This is a genomic window from Rhodococcus sp. JVH1, assembly GCF_000280725.2.
GTDB lineage: Bacteria > Actinomycetota > Actinomycetes > Mycobacteriales > Mycobacteriaceae > Rhodococcus_F > Rhodococcus_F jostii_A.
On record NZ_CP166290.1, the window covers coordinates 275,200 to 301,133 of the forward strand.

The window sequence follows — 25,934 nt, forward strand, 5'->3', positions numbered from 1 at the left end:
CTTCTCCCACGCGTGGCCAAAGGCACCATCGATTGCCTTCGTTGCGACGCGTTGTCCGTGTCCGCCACGGACATGGCATTGAAGACAGGAACGTGGACGAGTCGGGTATATGGCCCGAGCCGAAGGCCGCGTCGGAGTGAGTCTTTCACTGCGACTTGTTCATCGTTGCCGAAGAAGTCGATCTCCTGCCGCCGCCTCCGTCAAGCACAATGCGGCGGAGGACGAACCTTCGTCACCGACCGGCCCCTCCTCACCGCAGCACGGAACGGAATCGAATTCAGCAGCGCGGCAACATCGGTCATCCTACCTCGCGGCCATGCGAAGTGCACCATCCATACGAAAGGTCTCACCGTTGAGGTAGTCGTGTTCGACAATCATCTGAGCGAGCTGCGCGTATTCGGCGGGCTGGCCGAGGCGTGAGGGGAACGGCACCCCCGTTTCGAGGCCCTTGCGGTATTCGTCGGTGACGCCGGCGAGCATCGGGGTGTCGATGATGCCGGGGGCGATGGTGTTGACGCGGATGCCGAACTGCGCGAGGTCGCGGGCGGCGGGGACGGTCATGCCGTGCACGCCACCCTTGGACGCGGAGTACGCGATCTGGCCGATCTGGCCCTCGAACGCGGCGACGGATGCGGTGTTGATGATGACGCCGCGCTGCCCGGACTCGTCGACGGTGTCGGTCTTGGCGATGGCGTCGGCGGCGAGGCGCATGACGTTGAACGTGCCGAGCAGGTTGACCGTGATGACGGTGCGGAACAGTTCGAGGTCGTGGGGGCCCTTCTTCGACAGGATGCGCCCGGCCCAGCCGACGCCGGCACAGTTGACGACGATGCGCAGCGGCAGACCCGATTCGACGATCTTCTCGACTGCGGCCTGGACCTCGTCGCCGCTGGTGACGTCGGTGGCGAGGAGGGTCACGCCGTCGGGGACGTTGTCGCCGGCGCGCTCGATGGACTGCTGCAGGTCGAGTCCGAACACGGTGGCTCCGGCGTCGGCGAGACGCTTGGCGGTGGCGGCGCCGAGGCCCGAGGCCGCTCCGGTGACCAGTGCGGCGGTTCCCTGAATTTCCACAGTCCGAATTCCTTACGTCGCGGCGACCGCGACGGGCCGCCTCCTGCTGGCGCGCGCCGCCGGTGCGGAAGCACGCGTATAGCCTTCATGCGGTAGATCTGGTGAGCGATATCCACAAGGGAGATAGCTGATTCGAGCGATGCGCGGGCATCGAACCACCCCCACACGATGCTGATTTCCTCGGCAACGCCGTTCGGTGATTCGACGGCGGCGCGAAGAGCGACTCCATCGACGTCCTGAGGCCTCGCTGGCCTCAGGCCCCAAACGGGCGCACACCGACAGCTGCAACCGCACCACCTCCATCAACGTCTATATTGACTACGCTAAGTTAACGATGCCGAATCCCCTTGTCAACGGCGCCCCTCGCTCCTTCCGATGCCCACCAGGTCCCCGAACACACACATCTACGTTGATGTTGACTCCGGACGGGAAACTTGCAATCCTAGTCACAGAAGGACCCGGCCGCACTGCTTCGGCAGTGGCACATGCTCCGATTCCTCTACCGCTGGCAGCGACAGAATGGATATCCACCGCTATGGCTAGTTCGATGACGCGGGTACAACAGAGCCTTTCCGACCTCGCTGCCGGCAGGCCAGTCGTGCTGGTACCCGGCTCGACTGGTGATCCCGACGGCTATCTCCTTCTTGCCGCGGAGACAGCGTCGTCGGCTTCCGTCGCGTTCCTCGTCCAGCACAGCTCCGGTTTCGTCTGTGCCGCCGTCACGGGGCGTGACTGCACCCGCCTCGACCTCCCGCCCATGGCGGGGACGGACCGGAAACAATCCGGTAGCTGGTACACGGTGGCGGTCGACGCAATCGAGAACGTCGGTACCGGAATCTCGGCGTCGGATCGAGCGCGGACTCTTCGATTGCTCGCCAGCCCGGCGAGTACGGCCCGCCAGTTCACCCGCCCCGGCCATGTAGTTCCGCAGTGTGCCCGCGAAGATGGTGTACTCGCCCATCCGGGCCCTGCCGAAGTGGTCACCGATCTCAATCGGGCGGCAGGACTTCGGCGGGTGGGTGCATTCGCGGTGTTGGTCTCGAGGAAGGATCCCACCCAGAATGCGCGCGCACACGAGTGTCGACAGTTCGCCAAGGACCACGAACTGAACTGGGTGACCGCTGACGATCTCATTCTCTATCGTCGAGCCGTTGAACTGCATGTGCGTACCACCTTCACGGTCACCCGCGGCGGACCTTTCGGCGATCTTCGCACGTCCGGGTTCCGGAGTGATGTGACCGGGTCCGATTATGTCGCCTACCGAATCGGACGACCGCACGCCATCGACGCCCCGCTGGTGCATGTGCACCGAGAGATCAACTTCGCGCCCCACGCAACCCCCGTCGACCAAGGCCTGCAGGATATGTTCACGTTCATAGCCAGCCACGGCGGCGGCGTAGTTATCGTTGAGCGGAACATCGACAATGCCGACTTCTTCACCCTCACCTCGGACGAACGTGCCCGTAAGCGAGTCGGCAGAAATGCCGATATCGCGCAGATCCTCCGCGAAGTGGGTATCACGGCGCCCCGCCTTCTCGCCTCACCGGCGGACCTCCATGTCGCTTTCGGCGATCTCGGGATCGCGGCAGAGGCGGTTCCGGCCCGCGAACCTGCGGCGTCGCTCACGTCGGAATCGACAACTGGAACGGCCTCGACGTCGCTCCGTTCCGTGCGCGGGGTGGTCACGCATGGTGATCAGCGAGGCCGCGAGCTGGGCTTTCCGACTGCCAACCTGGTGGTCGAGGATGACACCAACTCGGGACTCGTTGACGGAGTGTGGGCTGGGCGTTGTGAACTCCCCAACGGAGTGTCAGTGATATCGGCCGTGTCCATCGGGCGACGATCGACGTTCTATGGGCGTGTGGGACCACGCCTACTCGAGGCGCACCTCCTCGACTTCCAGGAAGATATGTACGGTCTCGAGATCACCGTGCACCTGGACCACTGGATCCGCGCCCAGGCCACTTTCTCGTCGAAAGAAGAGTTGATCGCGGCGCTCGACGACGACGTTCGACGAGTCCGCGTACTGGCTCAACCCGGTCGCTCACCGGGACATCGATTCTCCGCGGCGCCCGAAGACGGCGACGCGACCGACGAGATGCACCCGTACAGAACCTGTCGCGAAGAATCGGAGATCTCTCGTGCTTGCGGACACCACTGATCGCTTCGAACGACTGATGCTGGAATTCGCGCTGCGCTGGCATCGCTTCGGTGGCGGCTCCAGCAGACTCCCCTTCGAGGAGTTCGGTATGGAAGCGCCGGCCTACTTCAGCAGGCTGGCACGCATACTCGAGTCGGACCGGTCTATTACGTGTGGCCAGACCCGCGCAGCGATCCGAAATGTGTGCGCGCTGCGGCTGCAGAAGTGAGAGAACCACCTCGCGCCTGAGCACCACGGTGCCCGTCTCGCGGTCCGACGACGAGTATCCGACCCGGCGGATTGCACAGCAACTCACGAACCCGAAAGGCCATGCTCACATGCCGTCCCACACGAAGCTCGAGCCGCGAGTGCGTGATGGCGTCATCCACATAGAGATTTCAACGACGAGGAAGGGGGCGTCGCTCGACCTCGATCGCACTTCTGCGGCCGCGCGGGCACTGCGGCGATCAGCGGAGTCGGGCTGGTGCGAGATCGGGGCCGTTCTCATAACCGGATCGGGACCGAACTTCTGTTCGGGTGGCGACGTACATGCCTTCGCCGCGGCGTCCGATCCACGCGCGCTTGTCAAGAGCATGGCCATGGAATTCCACCACTTCATCGAACTGCTCATGAACGCCGATGTCCCGACCATCGCCGCAGTCCAAGGCTGGGCGGTCGGAGCGGGGATGAGCGTCGCGTGCGCGACTGACATCGTTGTGGGAGGACCGTCGACCAAGTTCAAGCCGGGATACCCGGGTCTCGCGTTCACACCCGATGGTGGACTCACGTGGACGCTTCCACGGATCGTTGGTGAAAGACGCGCACAATCAATTCTCCTGGCCGACAGAACAATCAGGGACGAAGAGGCGCTGCGACTTGGACTGCTCACGGAGTCGGTTGCCGAGAATGACATCAAAGATCACGCCGAGCGCATCGCCGTGATGCTCGCGGCGGGGCCACGCCGTGCCCTGCGAAGATCGAAGGATCTACTCCGCCGTTCTGGTACGAGCTCGTTGAGTGCCCACCTCGATGCTGAAGCCACGTCCATCGCCGACTGTGCGGATTCTTCAGATGGACGTGCGGCTGTCGCCGCGTTCGTCGACCGTTGATCGACGATCGCCGCCTGTTCGACTGTCCTCCACGGGTCTATCGTCGGTGCCCCGTCACGCAAACCACGGCCGTCTCGATGGCTGACAGTATGGGTCGGCGCGGGCGGCCTTCGCGGCCGAGAGGAGCTGGGAAAAATCCGTACCCATCGCCGCAAACGCCTCCTCCACCCCACCCACGCGGTTCGCCACCGACGTGCCGCACGATCAACAGTGGCCATTGTCCCGGTGACGAATTGGGGCTCACCCGACGCGATTGTCACACATTCAATCACGAATGGAATCTAATGCAGCGGCCTCAAGTCCTTGACGCTCGAAGAGAATTCGGCGAAGCGGCCTACTGGCTTCGAAAGGTAGGGCCTCAGCCCAGATACCATTGCCAGAGCCTCGTGGACTCCAGTCTCGCACCGATACCGAGCGCGCTGTCTTCCGCAACGCCTCGATCCTCAACATCCATCGTCGTACCGACGACCGCACGGCAACCACTTCGGCCTTGCCGACGAGGGAAATACCTCTGCCACGAGAGCGAAGGCGAGGATGTCATCGGTGGTGAGCTGGTAGTCGGCAGCGGCGACAGACGTGCTACCGGCCGCGGATTGCGTTGGCAGGTGTCACTGCGGTACATCCACGTCGTTCGTCAATTCCGCGAGCCGGACCTGCAGTTGGCGCTTGTTGATCTTGGTCGCGGACATCGGCCATTCGTGGGAGTGGAGAAAGTACACCGCCCGCGGGATCTTATAACGGCCGATCCGTCCCTGGCAGAACTCGATCAGCTCCTCCTCCCGGAAGGTGTGACCGGCTCGGCTCTCGACAAATGCCACTGGAACCTCGTCGAGCCACTCATCGGGACGTCCGATGACAGCGGCGACCTTTACGGCGGGATGCTCGCAGAGAAAGGCTTCGATCTCGATGGCGGCGACGTTTTCTCCACCTACCTTGAGCATGTCCTTGAGCCTTCCATAGAAGACCAGACAGCCAGCCTCATTGCGGCTGTAGAGGTCGCCGGTGTGGAGCCACCGGCCGTCGTCGATCGCCTCGGCGGTCTTGACCGGATCCTTGTAGTAGCCCTCGGTGACACAGTAGCCGCGCACCAGGATCTCTCCTGGCACGTCAAGGGGCTGCTCGGCCCCGGTTTCCGGGTCGATGATGCATATTTCGATCGCCGGCGCCGGCTTGCCCTGTGCTCCTGACCGATCGGCGACGGTCTCCGACCGCTCACTCAGCGCATAGATGCCTGCGGTTTCCGTCATCCCGCAGGCAGCGACCAACTCGGCGGCGGGAAACGTTCGCTGGACCTGCTCGATGAGTACGCGTGGGCGGTCAGAAACAGGTATCGCAAGGAGTCGAAGTGCCCGGCATCGAACGACGGATGATCCATCAACGCCTGGATCGCGGCAGGGAACCAAGGCCAGGCTGTCGTGGGGCGTTCGCGTGCAATCAGCTCGAGTGCCCGCCAGGGCTCGAAGTAGGTGTCGGTCAAGTACGTGCCACCTGCCCCAATGGCCCCCAGCAATGGTGCGAGCGCGGCGATATGGAAGAGCGGTCCAGCGCTCCAGCTGATATGACGACCATCGGTAGTCAGCCGCTTCGTGGCACGGTCGACCGGGCCGCGGGTCATCGCCTCATGCGAGAGCATGCAGCCTTTGGGATGTGCCGTCGTGCCGGATGTGTAGAGGATCGCCGCGGTGTCCCGAATGCGGACACACAACCGCTGGCGATCCACGTCGCCGCAAGTCTGCCCTACCGCCAGGCGGTCGAAGTCCGATCGCCCGATGAAGCCCGCTTCGTCCTCACCCCGGATGAGCACGACGCCTCGCAGCCTTGGGCCTCGGGCAGAGCGAGCCGTGACGGAGACGCCGCCCCTGCCCGCGATGGGAGAGCGTCATCAATCCAGATGGCACGGTCGAGGACCTCGACGTAGGTGTGGCGGCTTCCAGGGAAGACGATCAGGTCCTGATGAGGATGACGGTGGGCACCGCGGACCAGAAGGTCTCCGACGGGCGTCACCTCACACCAGTCACCCTCGTACGTCATGGGCCCCTCACTCATGCAATCAGTGTGGAACGATAGCAGCGGAACGCGGTTGGTTGCACCGACGCTATGCGACCAAGAACACACGGTCAACGTTGAAGTTGATTACATCAACGTTGATGGAAGTTCGGACGGGGAACGCGTATCATTCCGTAGGTGCCCAGAACCTCAGTGACCACCAGCAGCGGGATGAGTCGGCGTCGGCGTAGCGCACAGAACGAAAGTAGCCCCAATTACCAGGCAAAACGCCGCGAATTGCTGCAGGATGCCGCCATCGTGTTCCAGGAGAAGGGCTATGAAGCCGCGACGTTGAACGACATCGCGGAACGGTTCGGCACCGATCGCGCGTCGATTTACTATTACTTCGCGAGCAAGAAAGAGCTTTTTCAGGCGCTTTTCCACGATGTGGTCAGCGGCGTCCTCGACGAGAACATCAAAGCTGCGGAGGCTGTGCTCGCGCTCGACCTACCCCCCGCCGAGAAACTTCGTCGACTGGTGGAACTCCAGCTACTGTCGTACGAGAACAACTATCCATATGTCTTCCTGTACATCCAGGAAGACATGGCAAAGCTCGAGTTCCAGTCGACGCCCTGGGCTAAAGACATGCTCCGGATGACCAGGCGGTTCGAGAAGATCGTCTCCGAATTGCTCGACGAGCTTGTCGCCGAGGGAACCTTCCGCGATGACATCCCCACGCCGCTGATGGCTAAGGCATTGTTTGGGATGATCAACTGGACCCATCGGTGGCTCAAGCCGGGACCGCGCAAGGTCAATGCCAAACAGACCATCGATGCCTTCTGCAGTCTCTTTTTCGAGGGTGCGTTGAAACCCGAGTCGTAGGCCGAACGGCGCACGGGAAGCACCACCTGGACGCGAATCCGACTGCGCTCCAATCCTGCAATGGTCGAGCAGATGCCCCGCCCTGCATCTGAGTGTGCTCCGCGGGCGGGGGGCCCACAACATCCGGTCGCCTCCTGGTCCGCTGCGGCGAGAGCATGCAACTCGCCCGTTCGGGGCAGACAAGGGCACGCTGCTGTGCATATTCGCCGACATTGAGCGGCCGAGCCGTGGCGACCTCTCCTCGTCTAAGACGGGCGCGGGTCGGGCCTCCCCCACCTGGGCGGCGTCTTCCAGAACGCCGTCGGCTACCCCAACCGCACCGGCCGATCTACCGCAGCCTCACGGTACCGCTGAACCGCGGTTGCGGGACCGCATGGGCAAAGCCGCAGCGCTCGCCGTCTCCGCCGGGGCTCGAACGCAGGACTCGGAGCATCGACCCAACACGACATCCCAGGCCCACTATCGGCGGCCAGGCGCATCTGATGGCGATCACCCTCCTCCGGGTTCCTCGCCACCTCGCGGACGAGGGCCTTCCCACGGTTGCCTCGCCGGCGGAGCGCGCATTGCACCACCTCGCCGGCCCTACTCACGATGAGCCGGCCAACGAACACCGAACTACGCAGTGACGGCACCGGCGAACCCGCGAGCGGCGGACCGCGACCAGGGATGGCTCCGCCCACCGCACGGAAACCTCGGTGGTGCGCGGACTACGAGATCGCCGCTGGCGTGTGTAGCGAGAGTGTCGGCGGCACTGTTCTCCTCGACCGGGTGCGGCCCAGTGGCGGAAGGCACGCGGGAGCCGAGGCACGCGCATCCGATGCGGCCCGGCGCCGACCAGCGCAGTGGCGGCATTGGAGGCCGTCGGACGACACCCGTCGCACGTGTTCGGCATCCATCCCCGGCCCAGGCAAGCCGATGCGGCGGATGCGGCGGATGCGGCGGATGCGGCGGATGCCATTGGCCACGCAGAAGCGGGTGTATGCCGAGGTCACCGTGTCGCCAACGACGGGTAAATCGTCCTCACTCTGAGGACACCCCATTCGCTCGAACTGTTCCAGCCTGAGCAGCGCCCCACTGCATCGGCGTCAGGAGCAACCTTTCGGAGACCTCGGAGGGATGCCGACCACAACGTAATCAACCCTGCCGTTGACGGCGGTGGCCGGAAAAGTCTACAGTGATCCACTGTGGTGCCCGTCACGCCTGGAGAAAGGGAGGTTGGCGATTCCAAAATCGGAGGCAAGGCCAATCCTGGTCTTCGCCATATGCGAGTGCAGCAGGTTCACGCCCGACCGTATCGCGCGGCACTGGGCCGAGGCCGGCAGCTTCTTGCAGCATCGACGCAGAACCGCGCACCGTTGGCACCGCCGCATCCAGGCTCGATCGACGGTGCGCTTGCCGCACCGCGCTCATCTACACCCGGCGATGAATGACAGCCGACAATGACCTTACAAGCGACCGACGCCGCACACGCACACCGATTCGGAACGGCAGACTAAGGGTGGCGGAATTGCCTGACCGTGCCGAATCCAGCCGACAGGATCATGCTGATCCTTTGGTGAGAGAGGTTGTTTCGTCGATCACGGCCGCTGCTGACGCCCGCCTCACCGAGATTGCTGACACGATCGTCGCGCGTCTGATCAGTGAGATCGAATACTTCGCAATTGATCAAGCGATCCTCGATCAGTTGAATGCCGGCGCAGCCCACAACTTCGCCATCACCATGCAGATCTTGCGGCACGATATTGAAATCGAGCAGGTCGGACCGTCGGCGCCCGCGACCGAGCTAGCTCAACTGCTCGCACAGCGCGACATTCCGATTACGGCTCTCGAGCATGCATACCGGTTGTACCAAGACAGCGTTGTTCGATGGTGTTTGCAGGAGCTCGCTGTTCGTAGCGAAAGCGCAACGGTCACCGCTGGTGCTGCTCTCGAGATTACCAACCTGGTATCCGCCCACGTCAACCTGATCGCCCAACAGTTGTTGTCCACCTACGAATTCGAGCGCGACGCTTGGCGGTCGCGTCGAAGCGCCTCAAGGTCGGCGCGGATAAACGACGTTCTTGCGAATCGCCCGGTCGAAGTCGAACCGACCGAGAGGATACTGGGATACCACTTCGGCCAGCACCACCTCGGCATCATCCTGTGGACCGAGCGCACCCAGAGCCCCGAAGTGGGGTTAGCACATCTCGAATCGGCCGCCACTACTCTTGCACGTCAGCTGGGCATCAGTGCGCCTCCGCTCTTCGAGGCTCGAGATGCGCACATGGCACGCGCCTGGGTGCCGCTGGCGGGCGCTGGGACCGTCGACCGTGAGCGTCTGAGCGCGCTTGAGCGCCGGTGGGACAGTCCTGTTTTCGTCAGCATCGGGCAACCTCGCGAAGGTGTCGAGGGGTTCGTGCGTACTCACAACGAAGCCGATCTGGCCAGAGTCGTCGTGCAGGCGTCGGAATCGCCTGGCCAACGGATCGTGTGCGCTAGCGACCTGGGAGCGGTGACGTTGATGTGCAACGACCTGAGCGCAACCCGGGCATGGGTGGCGGACATCCTGGGTCCGCTCGGCGTCGACGACACCTCCGCCACTCAGCTACGTGCGACACTGCGAGAGTTTCTACGGACGGGCGGCAGTTACGCTGCCACCGCTGACGCACTGCACATGCACAAGAACTCTGTCGTCTACCGGCTCAAAAAGATCGAAGACCAGCTCGGGTGCTCCGTACGGGACCACAGGTTGGACCTCGAGAACGCACTGGAACTCGCTTTTTGGCTTGGATCAGCAGTATTGACGCAAGCTTGAACCCGCGCATCAATCGACGGGACTATCCGCTGTCCAGATGAGGACTCGGGCGTGCACAGCCGACAGTATGACTACAACCACTTTGGATACCGACTGTGATTGGGCGCACAGACCAAATCGAGGCCTTATCTGTGTGTCGCGCGACCGGTGCAATCGACAACCTGCACGCCTAGATTGTTAATAGCCGAATAGTTCGACATCGATTCGAGACCCTGATTCCACCGTTGAGGGCTCATCGCCGGCTGCATGAGGTATCCGGTACTGCCCAGATCACTGATGCGAACAACGCACCACTGCGACACCACGAACGCTGAACAGCAATCAACGCACCTGACAAGCGACCAACTGGCGCACGCGAGAAAGGGAGAGCGTTTCCATTGCCGGAACAACTTCTAACACGCGGTAGCTGCGGCGGAACACCAGCTCCATTCGCCTTCAACGCGCTGGGCGGCGGAGCCGAGGACCTTCGAGGAACCGTTACCGAGATGGAGTGTGACTAGTGACCGACGAAAATCAGACCGCCTTGACGGGACGACTTGTCGTCGTGGGCGGGGGAACCGCCGGCGCCGAAGTAGCCTTCGCGTCCCGAAGCGGGGGCTGGAGAGGTGAGATCATAGTCCTGAGCGACGAGGCGTACCCGCCGTACCACCGGCCGCCACTGTCGAAGGACCTATTGAAGATGGACGCCATCTTCGCTGATCCGGATCCGTTGAAAGGCGCACCACTATATGCCAAGAAGGATGTCGACCTTCGCTTGGGAACTCGGGTCGACGGCATCGACGCAAATGCTCGAACGCTGAGCCTGAATGCGAATCAGGCTCTCTCCTACGATCGTCTGGTCCTGGCGGTCGGAGGGCGCGCCCGCGAGCTCCCGCTGGTTGCTCAACTCGAAACACAACCCACCAACGTCCACCAGCTTCGCACCCTCGACGACTGCGCACGACTGCGTGCCTGCTTTCACACCGGCCGCGTTTTGATGATCGTGGGTGCAGGCTACATCGGACTGGAAGTGGCCGCAGCCGCAGTGAAGGCCGGCCAGAGAGTAATCCTCCTCGAAGCCGCGCCCCGCGTTCTTGCGAGGGTGACGGCGCCGGTGGTCTCACAGTTCTTCGAACGCGAACACGCCAAACGAGGCGTGGAGATCTTGACCTCCACGACGATCGAGCGCCTGTCGTTCGGCACCGACGGGCGTGTAAGTAGTGTCGCGACGTCCGACGGGTCCGAATACCGTGTCGACAATCTGGTAGTGGGCGTCGGTTTGGAGCCCAATATCGAACTCGCCAGCGATGCGGGTCTGGAGATCGGCAACGGAATCATCGTCGACGATTCGATGACAACCAGCGACCCGAACATCCTCGCCACAGGGGACTGCGTGGACTTCCACAGTGAATTCTACGACCGCCGCGTGCGAATCGAATCGGTCGCCAACGCTGTGGAACACGCCCGCCGCGCGGCGAACACGTTGACCGGCAGAGGTCCGAAACCCTGGCAGGTTCCGTGGTTTTGGTCCAATCAGTACGAGCACAGCCTCAAGATCGTCGGGCTCTCCACCGGATACGACGAGACGCGGGTCATCGATGACTCCCAGGGCACCTCCTTCGCAGTCGAGTATCTGAGAGACGGTCGACTCATCGCAGTCGATGCCATCAACCATGCTGCGGCGTTCCAGTCGGGTAAACGGCGAATCGCGGAGACGATTGACGCCTGAGCAATCAAGCATCCGAACCGCCTACGAAAGGACAATCATGCCAACCGTCACCTATATCTGCCCCGACGGGGAATTGGAAGCGGTCGAGGTACCGGTAGGAACCTCGATCATGAAAGCCGCTGTATCCCACGGCATCGAATCGATCGTGGGTGACTGCGGGGGGAGCGCATCGTGCGCCACGTGCCATGTGTACGTGGAGAGTCACCACGAAAAGCTGCCCCCCAAGACCGCCAACGAGGACGAAATGCTCGGTGACGCAGCCTCCGAAGTCCTACCCAATAGTCGTCTCGGTTGCCAGCTGGTCATGCGCGACGACCTGGCCTCACTCGTCGTTCGTGTCGCCCCCGAACAGTGGTGACCATTAACAACGTTCCCTCCAACCAGAAGGACAAGACATGACCACAAGCATCGAGACCCAGAACCTTCCCAGCAACGTACCGCCAGAACGAGTGGTCGATTTCGACATGTTCGCGCCCGGGGACATCAGTAGCGGTCTACAGGCTGCGTGGGCGGGTTTGCAGGACACCGGACACGGCCTCGTATGGACGCCACGCAACGGTGGGCACTGGATCGCGGTGCGCGGCCAGCTCCTCAAAGCGATATTCGAGAACCACGAGACCTTTTCGAGTAAGTGCCCTTTCTTGCCGAAAGAAGCCGGTGAGCAGTACAGCTTCATACCGACCTCCCTCGACCCACCCGAGCACCGGCCGTACCGGAAAGTGCTCAACTCGGCTGTAGGCCCGGCGTCGATCCGCCGCATCGAAGGTGAAATCGAGGGCATCGCGGCCGACTTGATCGACTCGATCGTCGCCGACGGCAAGTGCGACTTCACGAAAGCGTTCGCCGAAATCTTCCCTGTCGAGGTGTTCTTGCGTCTGGTCGACCTTCCGAGCTCGGATTCGGCTCGCCTGAAGTTCATCGCAGACCAGATGACGCGACCCGACGGTACGATGACGATGACCGAGGCAACGAACCTATTCTTCGACTACCTCGGGCCCGTCATCAACGAACGACGCGAGAACCCCGGACCGGACGCCATCAGCGCGGTAGTCAAAAGCACCGTCGAGGGGCGGCCGCTCACACAGGACGAATGCCTGCGAATCTGTGGGCTGCTTCTGCTTGCAGGACTGGACACTGTCGTCAACTTCCTCAGCTTCATGATGCAACATCTTGCCGAGAACCCCGCCGATCGACAGACGCTCGTCGACAATCCGGAACTCATCGACAACGCAGCCGAAGAGTTGCTGCGTCGATACGGCCTAGTCGCCGACGCTCGAATCATCAATGGAGACAGCGAGATGGACGGAGTCAGGTTACTCGACGGCGACATGATCGCCGTGCCGACGATGCTCTTCGGACTCGATCCACAGGTGACAGGGTGCCCCATGGACGTCGACCTGAAGCGAAAGGATCCTGAGCACTTCACTTTCGGCCACGGGGTGCACCACTGTGCGGGCTCCTACCTGGCCCGCAAGGAGATCACAACGACGTTGAAGGAATGGCTCGCTCGTATCCCCGATTTCGAGATCGTTCCCGGAGAGCAGATCGATCACCGTTCCGGAATCGTCGGTGCCGTTGTCAGCTTGCCGCTGCAGTGGTGAAGTCCCCTACACACATCAACCTCGAAAGGCCTCCCAGAAGATGAAGGCATGGCAATTCACGGCGATAGACGAACCACTGCACATGGTCGACTTGGCTGACCCGGAGCCCGGACCCACCGACATCATCGTCGACACCAGGGCGGTCGGACTGTGCCACTCAGACATCGGCTTCATGAACGGAACCATCACGGCGCTACTCGGGCACGTACCCATCGTCCTCGGGCACGAGATCGTCGGCACCGTGTCCGCAGTCGGGACTGACGTAACCGAGTTCGTCAAAGGCGACCGCATCGGGATACCCGCCACTACCGATGGGCCGGGCACCGCACTGAACGGTGGGTACGCTCAAAAAGTCAAGGTCCCGGCCCATCTGCCGGTCAAACTGCCCGAGGGCCTCTCGTTCCGCGATGCCGCGCCAGCTACCTGCTCCGGCCGAACGGCGTACAGGGCAGTGCATACCGCTGGGCAGGTCGAATCCGGAATGAAAGTGGGCATCATCGGTTTCGGCGGTCTCGGCTATTTCGGCGTCCAGATCGCACTGGCGGCAGGGGCTACCGTGTTCGTCTCCGAGCTCAACGAGTCTCGATGGCCACTTGCGCGCGAACTGGGTGCGAAGGGGTGTTCGAAGGACATCCGCGATTTCGAGTCCGAGCAATTGGACTTGATCATCGACTTCGCGGGCGCAGACGGAACTCTGAACTCAGCAGTCGATGCCATTCGCCACAGTGGCCGCATCGTCGAGGTCGGCCTGGGGGCGGAGACGTCGTCGGTGTCCATTCCCAACATCACGATGAAGGAAGTCCGCATCGTAGGCTCGTCCAACGGAACGAAGGACGAAGCGCGCGCGATACTCGAGCTCGTCGCGGACGGATCGGTTCGTCCCCACACCGAGCAGATCGCGTTCGACGACATTCCCGCAGGACTGCACCGCTTGGAGCAGGGGAAAACGGACGCGCGCCTGATCGCGGTTCTCTAACAGGAACCCGTCGGCCACCCACCGGCCCTCGACGCATGTGCCGGTGGGTGGCCGATGAAGCCGCGCGATATTGGGCCAATCTACGCTACTGTTGACCACACGGCCGGTTGTCGGCCGAAGGACCTTAGAGGAGACGCACGTGACAGCGACGGTATTGGTAGCGGGGGCTCGTACTCCCATCGGAAAGCTGGGCGGAGCGCTCGCCTCACTGACTGCCGTCGAACTCGGAGGGCACGCCATTCGCGGCGCCCTGGCGAGGGCCCGCGTCGACGGGGGCGCGGTGGACGCGATCATCATGGGTAACGTCGTCCAGGCAGGCGTCGGGCCCAACCCGGCACGCCAGGCAGCGGCCGCAGCGTCCATTCCACTCACTACCCCCGCGGTCACGATCAACAACCTCTGCCTTTCTGGACTGCAAGCGATCATCGACGCAGACCGGCTCATCAAGTCCGGCGATGCCGATATCGTTGTCGCAGGGGGCATGGAGTCGATGACGGGCGCCCCCTATCTCGCGCGCGGAGCGCGTCTTGGATATCGTTACGGTGCAGTCTCATTCGACGATGCACTGGACCGAGACGCGCTGATCTGCGCGTTCGACGACATCTCGATGGGTGAGGCGACCGACCGCTACGTCCAGGCCACCAACCTCGATCGCGCAAGCCAGGACGCCTTCGCGGCGCGATCGCACGAGCGGGCTGCTGCCGCGACCGAGGACGGCACGTTCGCCGACGAGATCGTTCCCGTGGAGATCGTGTCACGCCGCGGTTCGACGACGGTCACCGCCGACGAGGGCATCCGCGGCAGCACGACTGTGGAGACCCTCGGCAAACTCCAGCCCGCATTCCTCGAGGACGGCACCATCACTGCCGGTTCGGCATCACAACTGTCCGACGGCGCGGCCGCGGTGGTTCTGATGAGCAAGGCGAAGGCAGAGGAACTCGGTCTCGAATGGCTGGCCGAGCTCGGGACGTCCGCGTTCGTCGCCGGTCCGGACACGTCACTGCTGCCCCAGCCGGCCAACGCAATCACGCGGGCTTTCGATAAGGACGACAATCTGAAGGTGGAGGATCTCGATCTCGTGGAGATCAACGAGGCTTTCGCCGGCGTCGCACTGGAGTCGGTTCGCCAACTGGGCGTCGACGCCGACAAGGTCAACATCCACGGCGGAGCAATCGCACTCGGGCACCCCGTCGGTATGTCCGGCGCACGGCTCGCGCTTTCACTGGCGTACTCGTTGAAGCGCCGCGGCGGTGGCGTCGGCGCAGCAGCACTGTGCGGCGGTGGCGGCCAGGGGAATGCACTGATCGTCAGACGGTAGAGAAGTCCGAGTGCTCCACACTCCGATGCATGTCGTGGCGTGCATGGACATCACCATGGTGCTTCGGTGCGATCCGCGGGTTGTGGTTGCGCTCACCCAGAGATCGCACGCGGACGGTCTTCACTGGTGCACATTTCGTTGCGCGAACTTTCAGTCAACGCATGGTGACGCCATCGGCAACGATGCCCCGGCAACCTCACCGATCGCCTCAGCGCCGTGTCCTATTCCCGACACCGGCCAGGCCAGATGGGCGCCAGGACAGAGCCTGGCCCGTCTTCGGGCGAACTCTCCAACACCGGGATACGCACCTCCGCTCGCCCACTTCGAATTATCTGCACCACCGGTCTGCCACTCGTCGGCCATGCACCAGCGGCACAGTCTCCTGTACGTCCGCCGTCGGGGGTCCCCCAAACTCTCAATGTCCACGTTGATGTTGACAGAAGTGGCGATCTTTGCGACGCTCGTCACAGAGGATTGGCAAACACCCTGGAAGAATCGAGGCCGACGATGGACTGTCCGACCACCCGGGTACAACGTGCCTTGTCTGATCTCAGCGCCGGACGACCAGTCGTGCTGACAGGCACGAATCCGGCCAACGATGCACACCTCGTACTCGCCGCCGAGAAGGCAACGGTCGAGTCGATCGCCTTCATGGTGAGGTTCGGCTCCGGATTGATCTGTGCCGCACTTCCTGGTACCGAATGCGACCGCTTGCAGCTGACCAGAATGGTCGGCGAGGACCGTGACCATTCCGGCATCGAGTACACCGTGAGCGTCGACGCCGTTGGGCCGGGGACCGGCATATCGGCCACGGACCGGGCCCGGACACTACGCATGCTGTCGGACGGCTCCAGCGCCGCCGATGCATTCACCAGGCCAGGACATGTGTTGCCGGTGCGAACGGATCCCGCCGGCGTCCTGTCCCGCCGAGCTGCCGCTGAAGCCGCTGTCGACCTGGCAAGCGTGGCGGGCCTACGACGAGCCGGTACCTTCACCGCATTAGTCTCCGACGATGATCCCACCCGTATCTCCAGCTCCGGGGAGGCACAGCGGTTCGCCGCCGACCACGGTCTGGGCGTTGTCTCCATCGAAGACGTAGTCACCTACCGGCGCATGGCCGAATCGCATCTCCTCACACAGTTCACGCTGGTGCGCGAGTCGACACTGGGGCATGTGCATTGCGTCGGATATCGCAGCGATGTCACCGATATCGACTATGTCGCCTATTCTCTCGATTCGTCTCCGGGTGTCGCCACGCCCATCGTCTGCTTGGAAAGCGAGAGCGATCCAGTACCGCATCTGACGCCGGACATCGCCACAACGGCTCTGACCATGGTCGCTGAACATGGTTATGGCACAGTGATAGTGGCGCGGCGCAGCAATGGTGGGGTGCTGTCGGCCGACGTCAATGCAGATCTGGTCGAGGTCGTGCGCGAGTGCGGATATCGCTCGCCGATTCTGCTCAACTTCTCGCCCGAAGCTCGTACCACGATGTGGCATTTCGGGATGAGTATCAGCAGTCAGTCGTTCGGCTCCGCCACGACCGACCCCGGCCTTCCCTCACACTACTCGGCGGACGTCGACCGCCAATCCACCCACGTTGTCGGGAGGGTGGTGCGTGGGGATCAGCGTGGCCGTGAACTGGGCTTCCGCACTGCAAACCTCGAACTCGAGGATTCGAACTCGATAGCAGACGGAGTGTGGGCCGGTCGCTGCACGTTGCCGGACGGCTCGATTTTTACCGCCGCCATTTCGATCGGCAGGCGACCCACCTTCTACGGGCGGTCGGGTGCCCGACTACTCGAGGCTCACTTACTCGACTTCTCCGGCGACCTCTATGGCCTGACTGTCACTGTGCAGCTAGAGCATTGGGTGCGGGGGCAGGCTGCCTTCGCGTCGAAAGAAGAGCTCATCGCAGCACTCTCTGCCGACGTGGTACGGACCCGATCACTGATGCACCCCGTCGGATGAATCGGCACCATGCCGTCCGTTCCAGCGGGAATCGCGAGGCGCGTTGCACAGCACTATTACGACCACCACAGTCGGGCAATCAACGTCAACGTAACAGTTGACAGTGATCGCGATCACCATTACCCTGGAGGGTGCGGTGATCGGTCTGTACTTCCCGGCAACACGCCGAGGCACGTCGCCGGATGATGGACAGAGCCCGTGTTCGATGCCTTCGCGTTTATCGCCCATCGGGCGGCGCGAAGCCGCGGATCTGCGTGAACGATGCAATCCGCAACGAGTGACTGAACGACTCGGAGCATTTTCTCGCGTCCCGACCGGAAAGCGCTGCACTGTCGACACGACCGAAATCGATACCTCGATGATGACAAAGATTGGGAGATCCAGAAATGGAATGCGGAATTTTTCACACCCCGTACATGCGCCCCGGGCGTAAGGACAAGGAGACGTTCGAGTACTCGTTGCTGCTCGCGGCGGCCGCCGACAAGTTCGGTTATCGCGACTTCATGGTCGGCGAGCACGGCATGCAGGCGTGGGAGAATATTCCCAACCCCGAGTTGCTGATCGTCGCTGCCGCTCAGATCACCGAGCGCATGCGTTTTGCCCCGATGGCGCACATCGTGCCGCTGCACAACCCGTCGACGCTCGCCATCCAGGTCGGGTACACCTCGCAGTTGCTCGAGGACCGTTATTTCCTCGGTGTCGGCGCGGGATCCTGGGAAAACGAGGCGGTACTGCGTGGCCAGCCCGGTGACCTGTCCGAAGCCCACCCTCGATTGATGGAGGGACTCGAGGTGATGGACAAGGTCTGGCGTCAGGAACCCTTCAACTTCGAAGGCAAGTACTACAAGGCCGCACGCCTCGACGGACAGATCGATCCGGGTAGCGTCGCATCGCATGGTGAGTTCAAGGTCAAGGACGGCGAGGAGTACCACCTGACCGCAGATCATTCGCCGCACGGCGGCGCAGACGGTCTCGAGATCGCTGTCACTGGTCTGAGCAAGAACTCTCCGTCCCACCGACTCGCCGGTGAACGCGGATGGACCCCCATCTCCTTCTACGGAGGTTCTGCGCTACTGAGGTCGCAGTGGGATACGTACTCCGAGGCCGTCCGGTCCATCGGTGGAACGCCGCAGGGTGCGAACTTCAAGATCGCCCGCGACGTGTACGTTGCAAAGACCGACGAGGAAGCCAAGGAGCAGGCCAAGAACGGCGCCCTGGGTCATGCGTGGAAGAAGTACCTGATGCCGGTCTACCAGAAGTACCGGATTCTTCAGGGCTTCATCGATGATGCAGACAAGAAGGTCGACATCGACGATGTCGACCTGGACTACCTGGCCGACCACGTCTGGCTGTGTGGCAGCCCCGAAACGGTCATCGCCAAGATCGAGAAGACCTTCGAGCTGGCAGGTTTCCGGTACGGCCAGCTGGCGGTCAACACCCATGACGCTCTCGACGATCCGGCACCGTGGGTGGAGTCACTGCGCCTGTTCGCGACGGAGGTCGTGCCGAACGTGCATGTGGAAGGCACCCACGAGACGGTCGCAGCGAACTGACGTCCTGCCCGGTTTACGTCCCTGGAGGGTCATCGGTGTTCTGGGCACCGGGGTCGGATGGATGTCCGATCGAACTCCTTCGTTTCGCGACGGAGCGTCTATAGGACGTTGCGGCCCGGAATACCCACCAGGGCTATATCGTCGGATGTGATGGGCCGTTTCCTGAGACGTAGCGGTGATGAGGGGCTGCTGTGCTCTCATCACCGCTACGTTCATTGCTGTCCTTCGTTCGATCCGAGCACTACACCGTCACTGCTGTAGGAAGTGAGATCTTGGGAGCCACTTCCTTCTGGATCATTGCCAGCGAATTGAACCAGGGCGCCGGGTCGTCGGAGTAGTCGTGGGATTCGATCTGCAGCGTGCCCCAGCCACCGCTGGCCTCGAACAACGTATTGATCTTGTCTACCACGGTGTCCGGTGAGCCCACACAGAACACGTTGTCGACAACCCATTCGAGGTCGACGTCGGCCCTGTCCGCTCCGGCGTCCTTGATGAATCCGTCCATCATGCCGAAGCGCCACCAGATGGGAATGAGGTAGCGCTCGAAGCAGTATCCGATAGGCCCTTCCATCACAAGCCGCTTCGCCTCCTTGTCCGTGTCGGCGACGAACACCGTCTGGGACACGTGATAGCGCGAACGATCGGCGACGTGCCCATTGGCCTCGGCGGCGGTGGAGTAGATGTCCCAGTGCATCTTCAGGGCGTCCAGCCCGGAGAAGATCGACATCGGTCGGAATCCGCGCTCGCCGGCGAACTTCATCGACGGTGACTTGGCGCTGAATCCGGTCACGGCGATTTCCGGTGCACCACCCCACGGGCTGAGGTCGGCCAGCTTGTGCTGGTCGTCGCCCTCGTCGCCGTGCTTCTCTTCCGGGTAGCCGGCGTTCCAGAAACGTCCCTCATAGAAGAAGGGTTCGCGCTTCCAGATCTTCTCCATGATGTCGAGTGACTCGCGGACCATCTCGTTGGTGAACTGGGTGTCTTCACCATTTTTGATGCCATGAATGTACGAGGCGTCCGGATAGGCGCCAGCACCGACGCCGAGGAAGTACCGGCCCTCGAGGATCTGCGACAGCCAGCCCACCATGATCGCGAGCTTCGCCGGATTGTGGTGGGGAAGGATGTGAGCCATCGGCGCAAACTTGATCCGCTCGGTCTGGCGTGCGGCTGCTGCGATGATCAACTCCGGGTTGGGAATATTCTCCCAACGCTGTGAGGCGTGTTCGGAGAACATGATCGAGTCGAAGCCGATCTTGTCGGTCTCGATGGCCTGCTGTACGCACCAGTCGAACGTCTGGCGCGCGGTCCGCTCGGGGCGCATGTACGGGTGGACGATGAGTCCTGTTTCCATTGCCATCGTGAATTGCCTTTCTACGAATTTGTGGTCGACTATCCAGTGCTGGTACGAGACCTTTTGTCAGTCATAAAAGATGTCGTATGCGTGCTTGGTGTCCATATACTCCTTGACCGACAGGATCTTCCCGTCGCGAAACTCGAACAGGAAGTGGTACTGGTTCTGATAGACCCTGCCGTTCTTCAACTTCGCGTACGAGGTGGCCTCGACGGCGACCTTGTCGCCTTGCGCGATCGCCGCAGTCGGAGTGATCTCGAGAGCGCCGTTCTCGTATATGGACGTGACCCCGCTGAGTAACGCACCGAGACCGTCCTTGTCATAGCTTCCCGACATTCCGTCGATACCCCCGGACACCCAGTAGGTCGCCTCAGGGTGAAGCGTGTCGAGGATCTGTTCCACGTCGCCCGTGGAGAAGACCTTTGCGAAATTGTTGGCTGAGGCGATGTTTTGTTCCGGCGTGCTCATGGATGCTCCGTCTGTGCAGCGATCTATTCGTCTATGACCTGTATCACTGTGGACTGTCTGCGCCGTGCACGAAACCGTAGTTGTACCCGGTTCACCACTTATCCCGGCGCGGCGTGATTGATGCAGGTCAGGTTGCGCTTTTGTCGGTCATGAACCGGTCACTGGTTGTCAATGTGTGCGTTGTCAGATCTTGACCACGCGCCCCGACACGGGCATGATCGAACAGTGTCACCCATCACAAATCCACGTACGCGGACGAAAGAGCACAGTGAACGCTGACGAGTGGCGCGAGATAGTCGAGCTTCGACAATCCGGTGAATCGATCTCGGGCATCGCGACGCGCTTGAAGGTCTCGCGCAACACAGTGCGGCGCGCCCTGAACTTCGAGGCACCCCCGCGGGACCACCGACCACGGTCTGGGTCGTCAGCCGACGCCCTCCGCCCCCGCATCGCCGCGGCGCTCGTCGCGGATCCGAATGTGACAGTGGCACAACTGCATCGGGAACTCGAATGGAGCGGATCGCGAAATACGCTGGCGAGCGCGGTCCGGCGCGTCAAGGAGGAGCGTTCACGAACGACCGGCAGCGGCACATCGAGCATCCGCACGTCCACTGGGACCGATATTCCACTCTTCTCGACAAGTTTCGTCGGTCGCAGCGAAGACCTGGACAGAATCCGGGTACTACTCGGCGACAGCCAATTCGTCACTGTCGCCGGCCCCGGTGGTATCGGCAAGACCAGACTCGCCGCAGAGGCGGCAGCTACGTACCGTCGGGCATTTTCCGATGGAGTCCGCTTCGTGGAACTTGCGTCCCTGCGAAGCGAGACTCTGCTCCCCCAGACGATTCTGGACGCCCTGGGGTTCGACGAGCGAGATGCACCGGAACGAAGTGCAACCGAATCGCTCCTCGAATCGATACGTTACAAGCACCTGTTGCTGGTGCTGGACAATTGCGAGCATCTCGTCAGCGCGTGCGCCGAGTTGATCTCGCTTCTGTTGCGAAACACCGAACATGTGAAGATTCTGGCCACCAGTCGTGAAGTGCTGTCGATTCCCGAAGAGCACGTGCTCGTCCTCGATCCACTGTCCATGACGGACCACCGTGACCCGGACAGGCCGGGTCCAGCCATCGAGTTGTTCGAGAGCCGCGCCTCGGCGGCACTGTCCGGATTCTTCATCACGGATTCGAGCCGGGACGCCGCCCGCCGGGTGTGCACACAACTGGACGGTATGCCGCTGGCCATCGAACTGGCTTGTGCTCGCTTGACCGCGCTGTCCGTAGAAGATCTGGCGGAACGTCTCGACGACCGGCTGGCGTTGTTGACAACGGGTAACCGCGGCGGGCCGAGTAGACATCGAAGTCTGCATGCGACGGTCGAGTGGAGTTACGATCTCTGCACTCCGCAGGAGCAGGTACTCTGGGCCCGATTGTCCGTATTCTCCGAGGGATTCGATCTCGCCGCGGCCGAAAGTGTCTGTGCCGGAGGTCCTGTCGACGCCATGAGCATCTTGGATACGATCACCGGTCTGATAGGCAAGTCGGTGCTACAGCGCACCACCGGCGAGGGACGGGTCCGGTTCAAGATGCTGGAAACGATTCGGCACTTCGGTGCCGGCAAACTGTCCGATGGCGAGAAGGCCGAGCTACGGGTGGCACACCTGCGTTGGTGCGTTGAACTGGCGCGCACCGCCCGTCGATCATGGACAGGGGCCGAGCAAGAGCGTGTGAGCACCCGGCTTCGCGAGAACCGCGCCAACTTGCGGTCGGCATTACAGACTGCGCTGAGCGACCGGAATCACGAGACGCTGCACCTCGCGGCGAGCCTCGTCGCGACCTGGTTCCTGTGGTCGTCGGCATTTTCGGTACGAGAACACCGGATGTGGGTGACTGAGTTCCTCGGTCACGACGACATTGCCGAAGATGTCGTAGCAAAGCTCAACGCGGCGCTGGGATTGCTGCAGACGATGCAGGGCGAGAGAGTCCCAGCGGCCCGAGCGCTTGCTGCTGCCGCGCAACGCGCACGCGAACTCGGTGACAATGCGACACTGGCATTCGCCCTGCAGACGCAGGGCCTCAACACTTACCTGGGCGGTAATTTCGAGGCCGGCGAACGCCACCTGTCGGACGCGTTGACACTATACGAGCGCCTCCCCGGTATTACCGATCTGATGTGGACGGCCCATATCGAGATGGGAATGCTATGCAGCTCTCGCGGAGAGACCGAACGCGCTGCCGAGAACTTCGGGTTCGTTTACGCGCAGGCATCGGCTACCGGAGAGAAATGGATGTTGTCGTACGCGGTGTACGGATTGGGATTGGTAGAGCTGGTTCGCGGCCGTCACGACGAGGCCATCACCCACGCAATGAACGCCCTCACACTCAACCGCTCCTTCGACGACACAGTCGGAGCAACATTGGTCACCGACCTTCTCGCATGGGCAGAATCCGCGGCAGGTTCCGGGGAACGCGCCGCCGTACTTCTCGGTGCAGCATCGTCCATGTGGGAATCGTTTGGCATGCAGCTCTACGGATCCCGGCACTGGGTCGAACGGAGAGAGGTGTACGAATCGCGTGCGCGGACTTCGCTCGGAGACGAGGTCTACACGGCAGCGCGTCGTTGGGGGTCGACACTGTCGATAGCCGAACTCATCGCTTACGCCCTGGACGAGGAGCCCGACGACCACCCGGCGGCATCGCCACATCCGGTGGTTGGACTCTCACCCCGGGAGATGGACATTGCACAATACGTGGCGAACGGACTCACCAACAGGGAGATCGCGGACCGATTGGTCCTGTCCGTCAGAACCGTCGAGGGGCACGTCGCGCACCTGCTTCGTAAGTTGGGAGTAGCCCGCCGCTCTCAAGTGGCAGCCTCACTCACGTCAGCGACCAGAGTCCGACTGGAGTGAAACGCTTGGGTTCGCCGCAGCGGTGATGCCCTCCGCGTCAACGCGCGGGGGCAAAGACGTCTAAGAGCTTGTCTCATGTGGAGAGTTTCTTGAAGCAGGTGAGTGCCCCGGCGAGGTAGAGGAAGCCGGCGAAGTGTTCACCGCGGCGTTCGTAGCGAATGGTCAGGCGTCGGTAGCCGGTGAGTCACGCGACATGGTGCGTTCGATCTTCCACCGGTACCGGCCGAGCCGGTCGTTCCTGTCGATACCGCGTCGGGCAATGCCCGGGACGATGCCGTGTTCGCGCAGCCATCGGCGGTGTTTGTCGTAGTCGTAACCCATGTCGGCGCGGATCTGTCCGATCGAGTTCGAGCAGCGATCGGCTACGCTGACCACCGTTGCATCGAATTGGTGTCCACATCTCGGGGGGACGCCCAAGTTCCTCACCTATGTCCACGACCTGGTCCTACGCACGGGCCTGGCCGAACTCGCCACCCCGACAACCACTCCCGGACGCCTGCGAGCAGCTGCCACCGCCTACCGCACCCTGTCGATAACCTCACCGCCACAGCGCAACTCGCAGCCTGAGCTATCAAGCAGTCGAACATGAACGGAACACCACAAACTTGACTCAATAATCTGGCTACGCCGAAGTTTGGCTAGGCCCGCAAAGCAACCGTTTGGTCGCGGTCGATCTCTGCTCTTCTTCTGTCTCGTCGTTTCGCGGACCGACCCGGGCATATGATCCGATCAGTTGGCAACCCACCGGCACCAGCGTTCGAGGGCCGGTGGGTTGCCGACATTTTCCGGTTACAGGACCGCGATCAGGCGCGTGTCCGTTGCTCCTTGCTCTAGGCGATGCAGTCCTGCGGGAATGTCGTCGAACGCGATCTGCTCGGTGTGGGGACGAACCGATCCGTCCGCGACGAGCTCGAGTATCGCGCGCGCTTCGTCCTTCGTTCCGTTGGACGAGCCTACGATGCGGACTTCCTTCATCGTGATGTTGGGAATGGACACCGACGACGTCTCCGCCCCCAGGCCGACCTCGACGATGCGGCCACTGTGGCGAATGGCATCGACTGCTGAGTTCAGAGTTCCGTCTGCGCCCGCGAAGTCGATGATCAAGTCCAATTGCTCGGACTCGAAATCGCGGATGTCCTTCGAACACCCCTTCGCACCCAGTTCGCGCGCAAGTGGCCATCGAGACTCGTTGAGCTCGGAGACGAACACGGTAGCCCCTGCCGCCAGTGCGATCTGGACGCCGAAATAGCCGAGACCGCCGAAACCGATGATGCCCACTTTCATTCCGGATTCGACCTGCCCAGCGGTATGCACTGCCCTGTACGCCGTACGGCCGGAGCAGGTAGCTGGCGCGGCATCGCGGAACGAGAGGCCCTCGGGCAGTTTGACCGGCAGATGGGCCGGGACCTTGACTTTTTGAGCGTACCCACCGTTCAGTGCGGTGCCCGGCCCATCGGTAGTGGCGGGTATCCCGATGCGGTCGCCTTTGACGAACTCGGTAACGTCAGTCCCGACTGCGGACACGGTGCCGACGATCTCGTGCCCGAGGACGATGGGTACGTGCCCGAGTAGCGCCGTGATGGTTCCGTTCATGAAGCCGATGTCTGAGTGGCACAGTCCGACCGCCCTGGTGTCGACGATGATGTCGGTGGGTCCGGGCTCCGGGTCAGCCAAGTCGACCATGTGCAGTGGTTCGTCTATCGCCGTGAATTGCCATGCCTTCATCTGCTGGGAGACCTTTCGATGTCGATTGGGCGGGACTGGACCAGGACGTCGAGGACGTTGCCGTCCTGGTCGACGGCGCGCCCGAGTAGTATTGCTTCCCGTTGATCTGGATGAACACCTCGTCCAGATCCCACTTGTCTCCAGACCGAGGTCGCCCCCCGGCGGAGCTGATTGGCGTAGTCGTGGCCGAACTTAGCGCACCATTGGCGGATCGTTTTCGTGGGAGACCACGACGCCGCGCTCGAGCATCCTCTCCGAGATGTCACGCAGGCTCAACGCGAAGCGGTGGTCGAGCCACACACAGTGGGCGATGATCTCGTTCGGATACCGGAATCCTTTGTGCGACGCTGCAGTGGCCACGACCGCCGAT

18 protein-coding genes and 3 pseudogenes are annotated in these 25,934 nt (G+C 62.3%); 13 read left to right on the top strand and 8 right to left on the bottom strand.

Features of this window, described 5'->3' with window-relative positions; all coding sequences use genetic code 11:
• Positions 1-303: 303 nt before the first annotated feature.
• Positions 304-1,071, bottom strand: coding sequence for an SDR family NAD(P)-dependent oxidoreductase (locus JVH1_RS38890; protein WP_371113119.1), 768 nt, complete (start codon positions 1,069-1,071; stop codon positions 304-306).
• 547 nt (positions 1,072-1,618) lie between these two features.
• Here JVH1_RS38890 and JVH1_RS38895 point away from each other — a divergent pair.
• The 3 genes from JVH1_RS38895 to JVH1_RS38905 all read left to right on the top strand — a co-directional run bounded on the left by JVH1_RS38895 (position 1,619) and on the right by JVH1_RS38905 (position 4,320).
• Complete coding sequence (locus tag JVH1_RS38895; RefSeq protein WP_192817897.1) at positions 1,619-3,232, top strand: 3,4-dihydroxy-2-butanone-4-phosphate synthase; 1,614 nt, start codon at positions 1,619-1,621, stop codon at positions 3,230-3,232.
• A gap of 16 nt (positions 3,233-3,248) precedes the next feature.
• The gene (locus JVH1_RS38900) at positions 3,249-3,440 is read left to right on the top strand and encodes a hypothetical protein (protein ID WP_009480613.1); all 192 of its coding nucleotides are present in this window, start codon (positions 3,249-3,251) and stop codon (positions 3,438-3,440) included.
• Positions 3,441-3,579: 139 nt separating this feature from the next.
• The gene (locus JVH1_RS38905; protein WP_237735339.1) at positions 3,580-4,320 is read left to right on the top strand and encodes an enoyl-CoA hydratase/isomerase family protein; all 741 of its coding nucleotides are present in this window, start codon (positions 3,580-3,582) and stop codon (positions 4,318-4,320) included.
• A gap of 608 nt (positions 4,321-4,928) precedes the next feature.
• Here the strand turns inward: JVH1_RS38905 and JVH1_RS38910 are convergent.
• On the bottom strand, positions 4,929-5,261 hold the full coding sequence (locus tag JVH1_RS38910; protein ID WP_237735340.1) for a hypothetical protein: 333 nt from the start codon (positions 5,259-5,261) through the stop codon (positions 4,929-4,931).
• Between the two features lie 174 nt (positions 5,262-5,435).
• Positions 5,436-6,124 (bottom strand): annotated as a pseudogene (locus tag JVH1_RS38915) (AMP-binding protein); the annotation flags it as partial.
• Between the two features lie 395 nt (positions 6,125-6,519).
• On the opposite strand from JVH1_RS38915, the gene JVH1_RS38920 reads away from it, so the two are divergent.
• The 9 genes from JVH1_RS38920 (at position 6,520) to JVH1_RS38960 (ending at position 19,109) form a co-directional block, all read left to right on the top strand.
• A complete protein-coding gene (locus JVH1_RS38920) occupies positions 6,520-7,188 on the top strand; it encodes a TetR/AcrR family transcriptional regulator (RefSeq protein WP_009480618.1) in 669 nt (222 codons plus the stop codon).
• Positions 7,189-8,695: 1,507 nt separating this feature from the next.
• Entirely contained in the window at positions 8,696-9,982 is a 1,287-nt protein-coding gene (locus tag JVH1_RS38925; RefSeq protein ID WP_371113120.1) for a helix-turn-helix domain-containing protein, read from the top strand.
• 544 nt (positions 9,983-10,526) lie between these two features.
• The gene (locus tag JVH1_RS38930) at positions 10,527-11,690 is read left to right on the top strand and encodes an NAD(P)/FAD-dependent oxidoreductase (protein WP_237735341.1); all 1,164 of its coding nucleotides are present in this window, start codon (positions 10,527-10,529) and stop codon (positions 11,688-11,690) included.
• Between the two features lie 37 nt (positions 11,691-11,727).
• Complete coding sequence (locus tag JVH1_RS38935) at positions 11,728-12,048, top strand: 2Fe-2S iron-sulfur cluster-binding protein (protein WP_009480624.1); 321 nt, start codon at positions 11,728-11,730, stop codon at positions 12,046-12,048.
• Positions 12,049-12,085: 37 nt separating this feature from the next.
• Positions 12,086-13,291 (top strand): cytochrome P450, encoded by a 1,206-nt coding sequence (locus JVH1_RS38940; protein ID WP_009480625.1) that lies wholly within the window; start codon positions 12,086-12,088, stop codon positions 13,289-13,291.
• Between the two features lie 82 nt (positions 13,292-13,373).
• Complete coding sequence (locus JVH1_RS38945; RefSeq protein WP_371113121.1) at positions 13,374-14,267, top strand: alcohol dehydrogenase catalytic domain-containing protein; 894 nt, start codon at positions 13,374-13,376, stop codon at positions 14,265-14,267.
• Positions 14,268-14,406: 139 nt separating this feature from the next.
• Complete coding sequence (locus JVH1_RS38950; RefSeq protein WP_009478683.1) at positions 14,407-15,585, top strand: acetyl-CoA C-acyltransferase; 1,179 nt, start codon at positions 14,407-14,409, stop codon at positions 15,583-15,585.
• 507 nt (positions 15,586-16,092) lie between these two features.
• Complete coding sequence (locus JVH1_RS38955) at positions 16,093-17,556, top strand: 3,4-dihydroxy-2-butanone-4-phosphate synthase (RefSeq protein ID WP_043781519.1); 1,464 nt, start codon at positions 16,093-16,095, stop codon at positions 17,554-17,556.
• A gap of 386 nt (positions 17,557-17,942) precedes the next feature.
• On the top strand, positions 17,943-19,109 hold the full coding sequence (locus JVH1_RS38960) for an LLM class flavin-dependent oxidoreductase (protein ID WP_009478680.1): 1,167 nt from the start codon (positions 17,943-17,945) through the stop codon (positions 19,107-19,109).
• Positions 19,110-19,350: 241 nt separating this feature from the next.
• On the opposite strand, the gene JVH1_RS38965 is transcribed toward JVH1_RS38960, so the two are convergent.
• Positions 19,351-20,466 (bottom strand): LLM class flavin-dependent oxidoreductase, encoded by a 1,116-nt coding sequence (locus JVH1_RS38965; RefSeq protein WP_043781524.1) that lies wholly within the window; start codon positions 20,464-20,466, stop codon positions 19,351-19,353.
• 60 nt (positions 20,467-20,526) lie between these two features.
• Positions 20,527-20,928 (bottom strand): nuclear transport factor 2 family protein, encoded by a 402-nt coding sequence (locus JVH1_RS38970; RefSeq protein ID WP_009478687.1) that lies wholly within the window; start codon positions 20,926-20,928, stop codon positions 20,527-20,529.
• A gap of 214 nt (positions 20,929-21,142) precedes the next feature.
• On the opposite strand from JVH1_RS38970, the gene JVH1_RS38975 reads away from it, so the two are divergent.
• Positions 21,143-23,839 carry a LuxR C-terminal-related transcriptional regulator gene (locus JVH1_RS38975; protein WP_051033782.1) on the top strand — a complete coding sequence of 899 codons (2,697 nt, stop codon included), beginning with the start codon at positions 21,143-21,145 and terminating at the stop codon, positions 23,837-23,839.
• Positions 23,840-24,031: 192 nt separating this feature from the next.
• Here the strand turns inward: JVH1_RS38975 and JVH1_RS38980 are convergent.
• The 3 genes and pseudogenes from JVH1_RS38980 to JVH1_RS38990 form a co-directional block, all read right to left on the bottom strand.
• A pseudogene (locus JVH1_RS38980) lies at positions 24,032-24,178 on the bottom strand (IS5/IS1182 family transposase); the annotation flags it as partial.
• A 450-nt stretch (positions 24,179-24,628) separates the two neighbouring features.
• Positions 24,629-25,564, bottom strand: coding sequence for an alcohol dehydrogenase catalytic domain-containing protein (locus tag JVH1_RS38985; protein WP_371113122.1), 936 nt, complete (start codon positions 25,562-25,564; stop codon positions 24,629-24,631).
• Between the two features lie 29 nt (positions 25,565-25,593).
• Positions 25,594-25,924, bottom strand: a pseudogene (locus tag JVH1_RS38990) (transposase); the annotation flags it as partial.
• Positions 25,925-25,934 lie beyond the last annotated feature (10 nt).

Coding starts and splice junctions, on each gene's coding strand:
- JVH1_RS38895 (WP_192817897.1), top strand. CDS start 1,619: ATGACGCGGGTACAACAGAGCCTTTCCGACCTCGCTGCCGGCAGGCCA.
- JVH1_RS38900 (WP_009480613.1), top strand. CDS start 3,249: ATGCTGGAATTCGCGCTGCGCTGGCATCGCTTCGGTGGCGGCTCCAGC.
- JVH1_RS38910 (WP_237735340.1), bottom strand. CDS start 5,261: ATGCTCAAGGTAGGTGGAGAAAACGTCGCCGCCATCGAGATCGAAGCC.
- JVH1_RS38935 (WP_009480624.1), top strand. CDS start 11,728: ATGCCAACCGTCACCTATATCTGCCCCGACGGGGAATTGGAAGCGGTC.
- JVH1_RS38940 (WP_009480625.1), top strand. CDS start 12,086: ATGACCACAAGCATCGAGACCCAGAACCTTCCCAGCAACGTACCGCCA.
- JVH1_RS38945 (WP_371113121.1), top strand. CDS start 13,374: ATGGTCGACTTGGCTGACCCGGAGCCCGGACCCACCGACATCATCGTC.
- JVH1_RS38955 (WP_043781519.1), top strand. CDS start 16,093: ATGGACTGTCCGACCACCCGGGTACAACGTGCCTTGTCTGATCTCAGC.
- JVH1_RS38960 (WP_009478680.1), top strand. CDS start 17,943: ATGGAATGCGGAATTTTTCACACCCCGTACATGCGCCCCGGGCGTAAG.
- JVH1_RS38965 (WP_043781524.1), bottom strand. CDS start 20,466: ATGGCAATGGAAACAGGACTCATCGTCCACCCGTACATGCGCCCCGAG.
- JVH1_RS38970 (WP_009478687.1), bottom strand. CDS start 20,928: ATGAGCACGCCGGAACAAAACATCGCCTCAGCCAACAATTTCGCAAAG.
- JVH1_RS38975 (WP_051033782.1), top strand. CDS start 21,143: ATGATCGAACAGTGTCACCCATCACAAATCCACGTACGCGGACGAAAG.
- JVH1_RS38985 (WP_371113122.1), bottom strand. CDS start 25,564: ATGAAGGCATGGCAATTCACGGCGATAGACGAACCACTGCACATGGTC.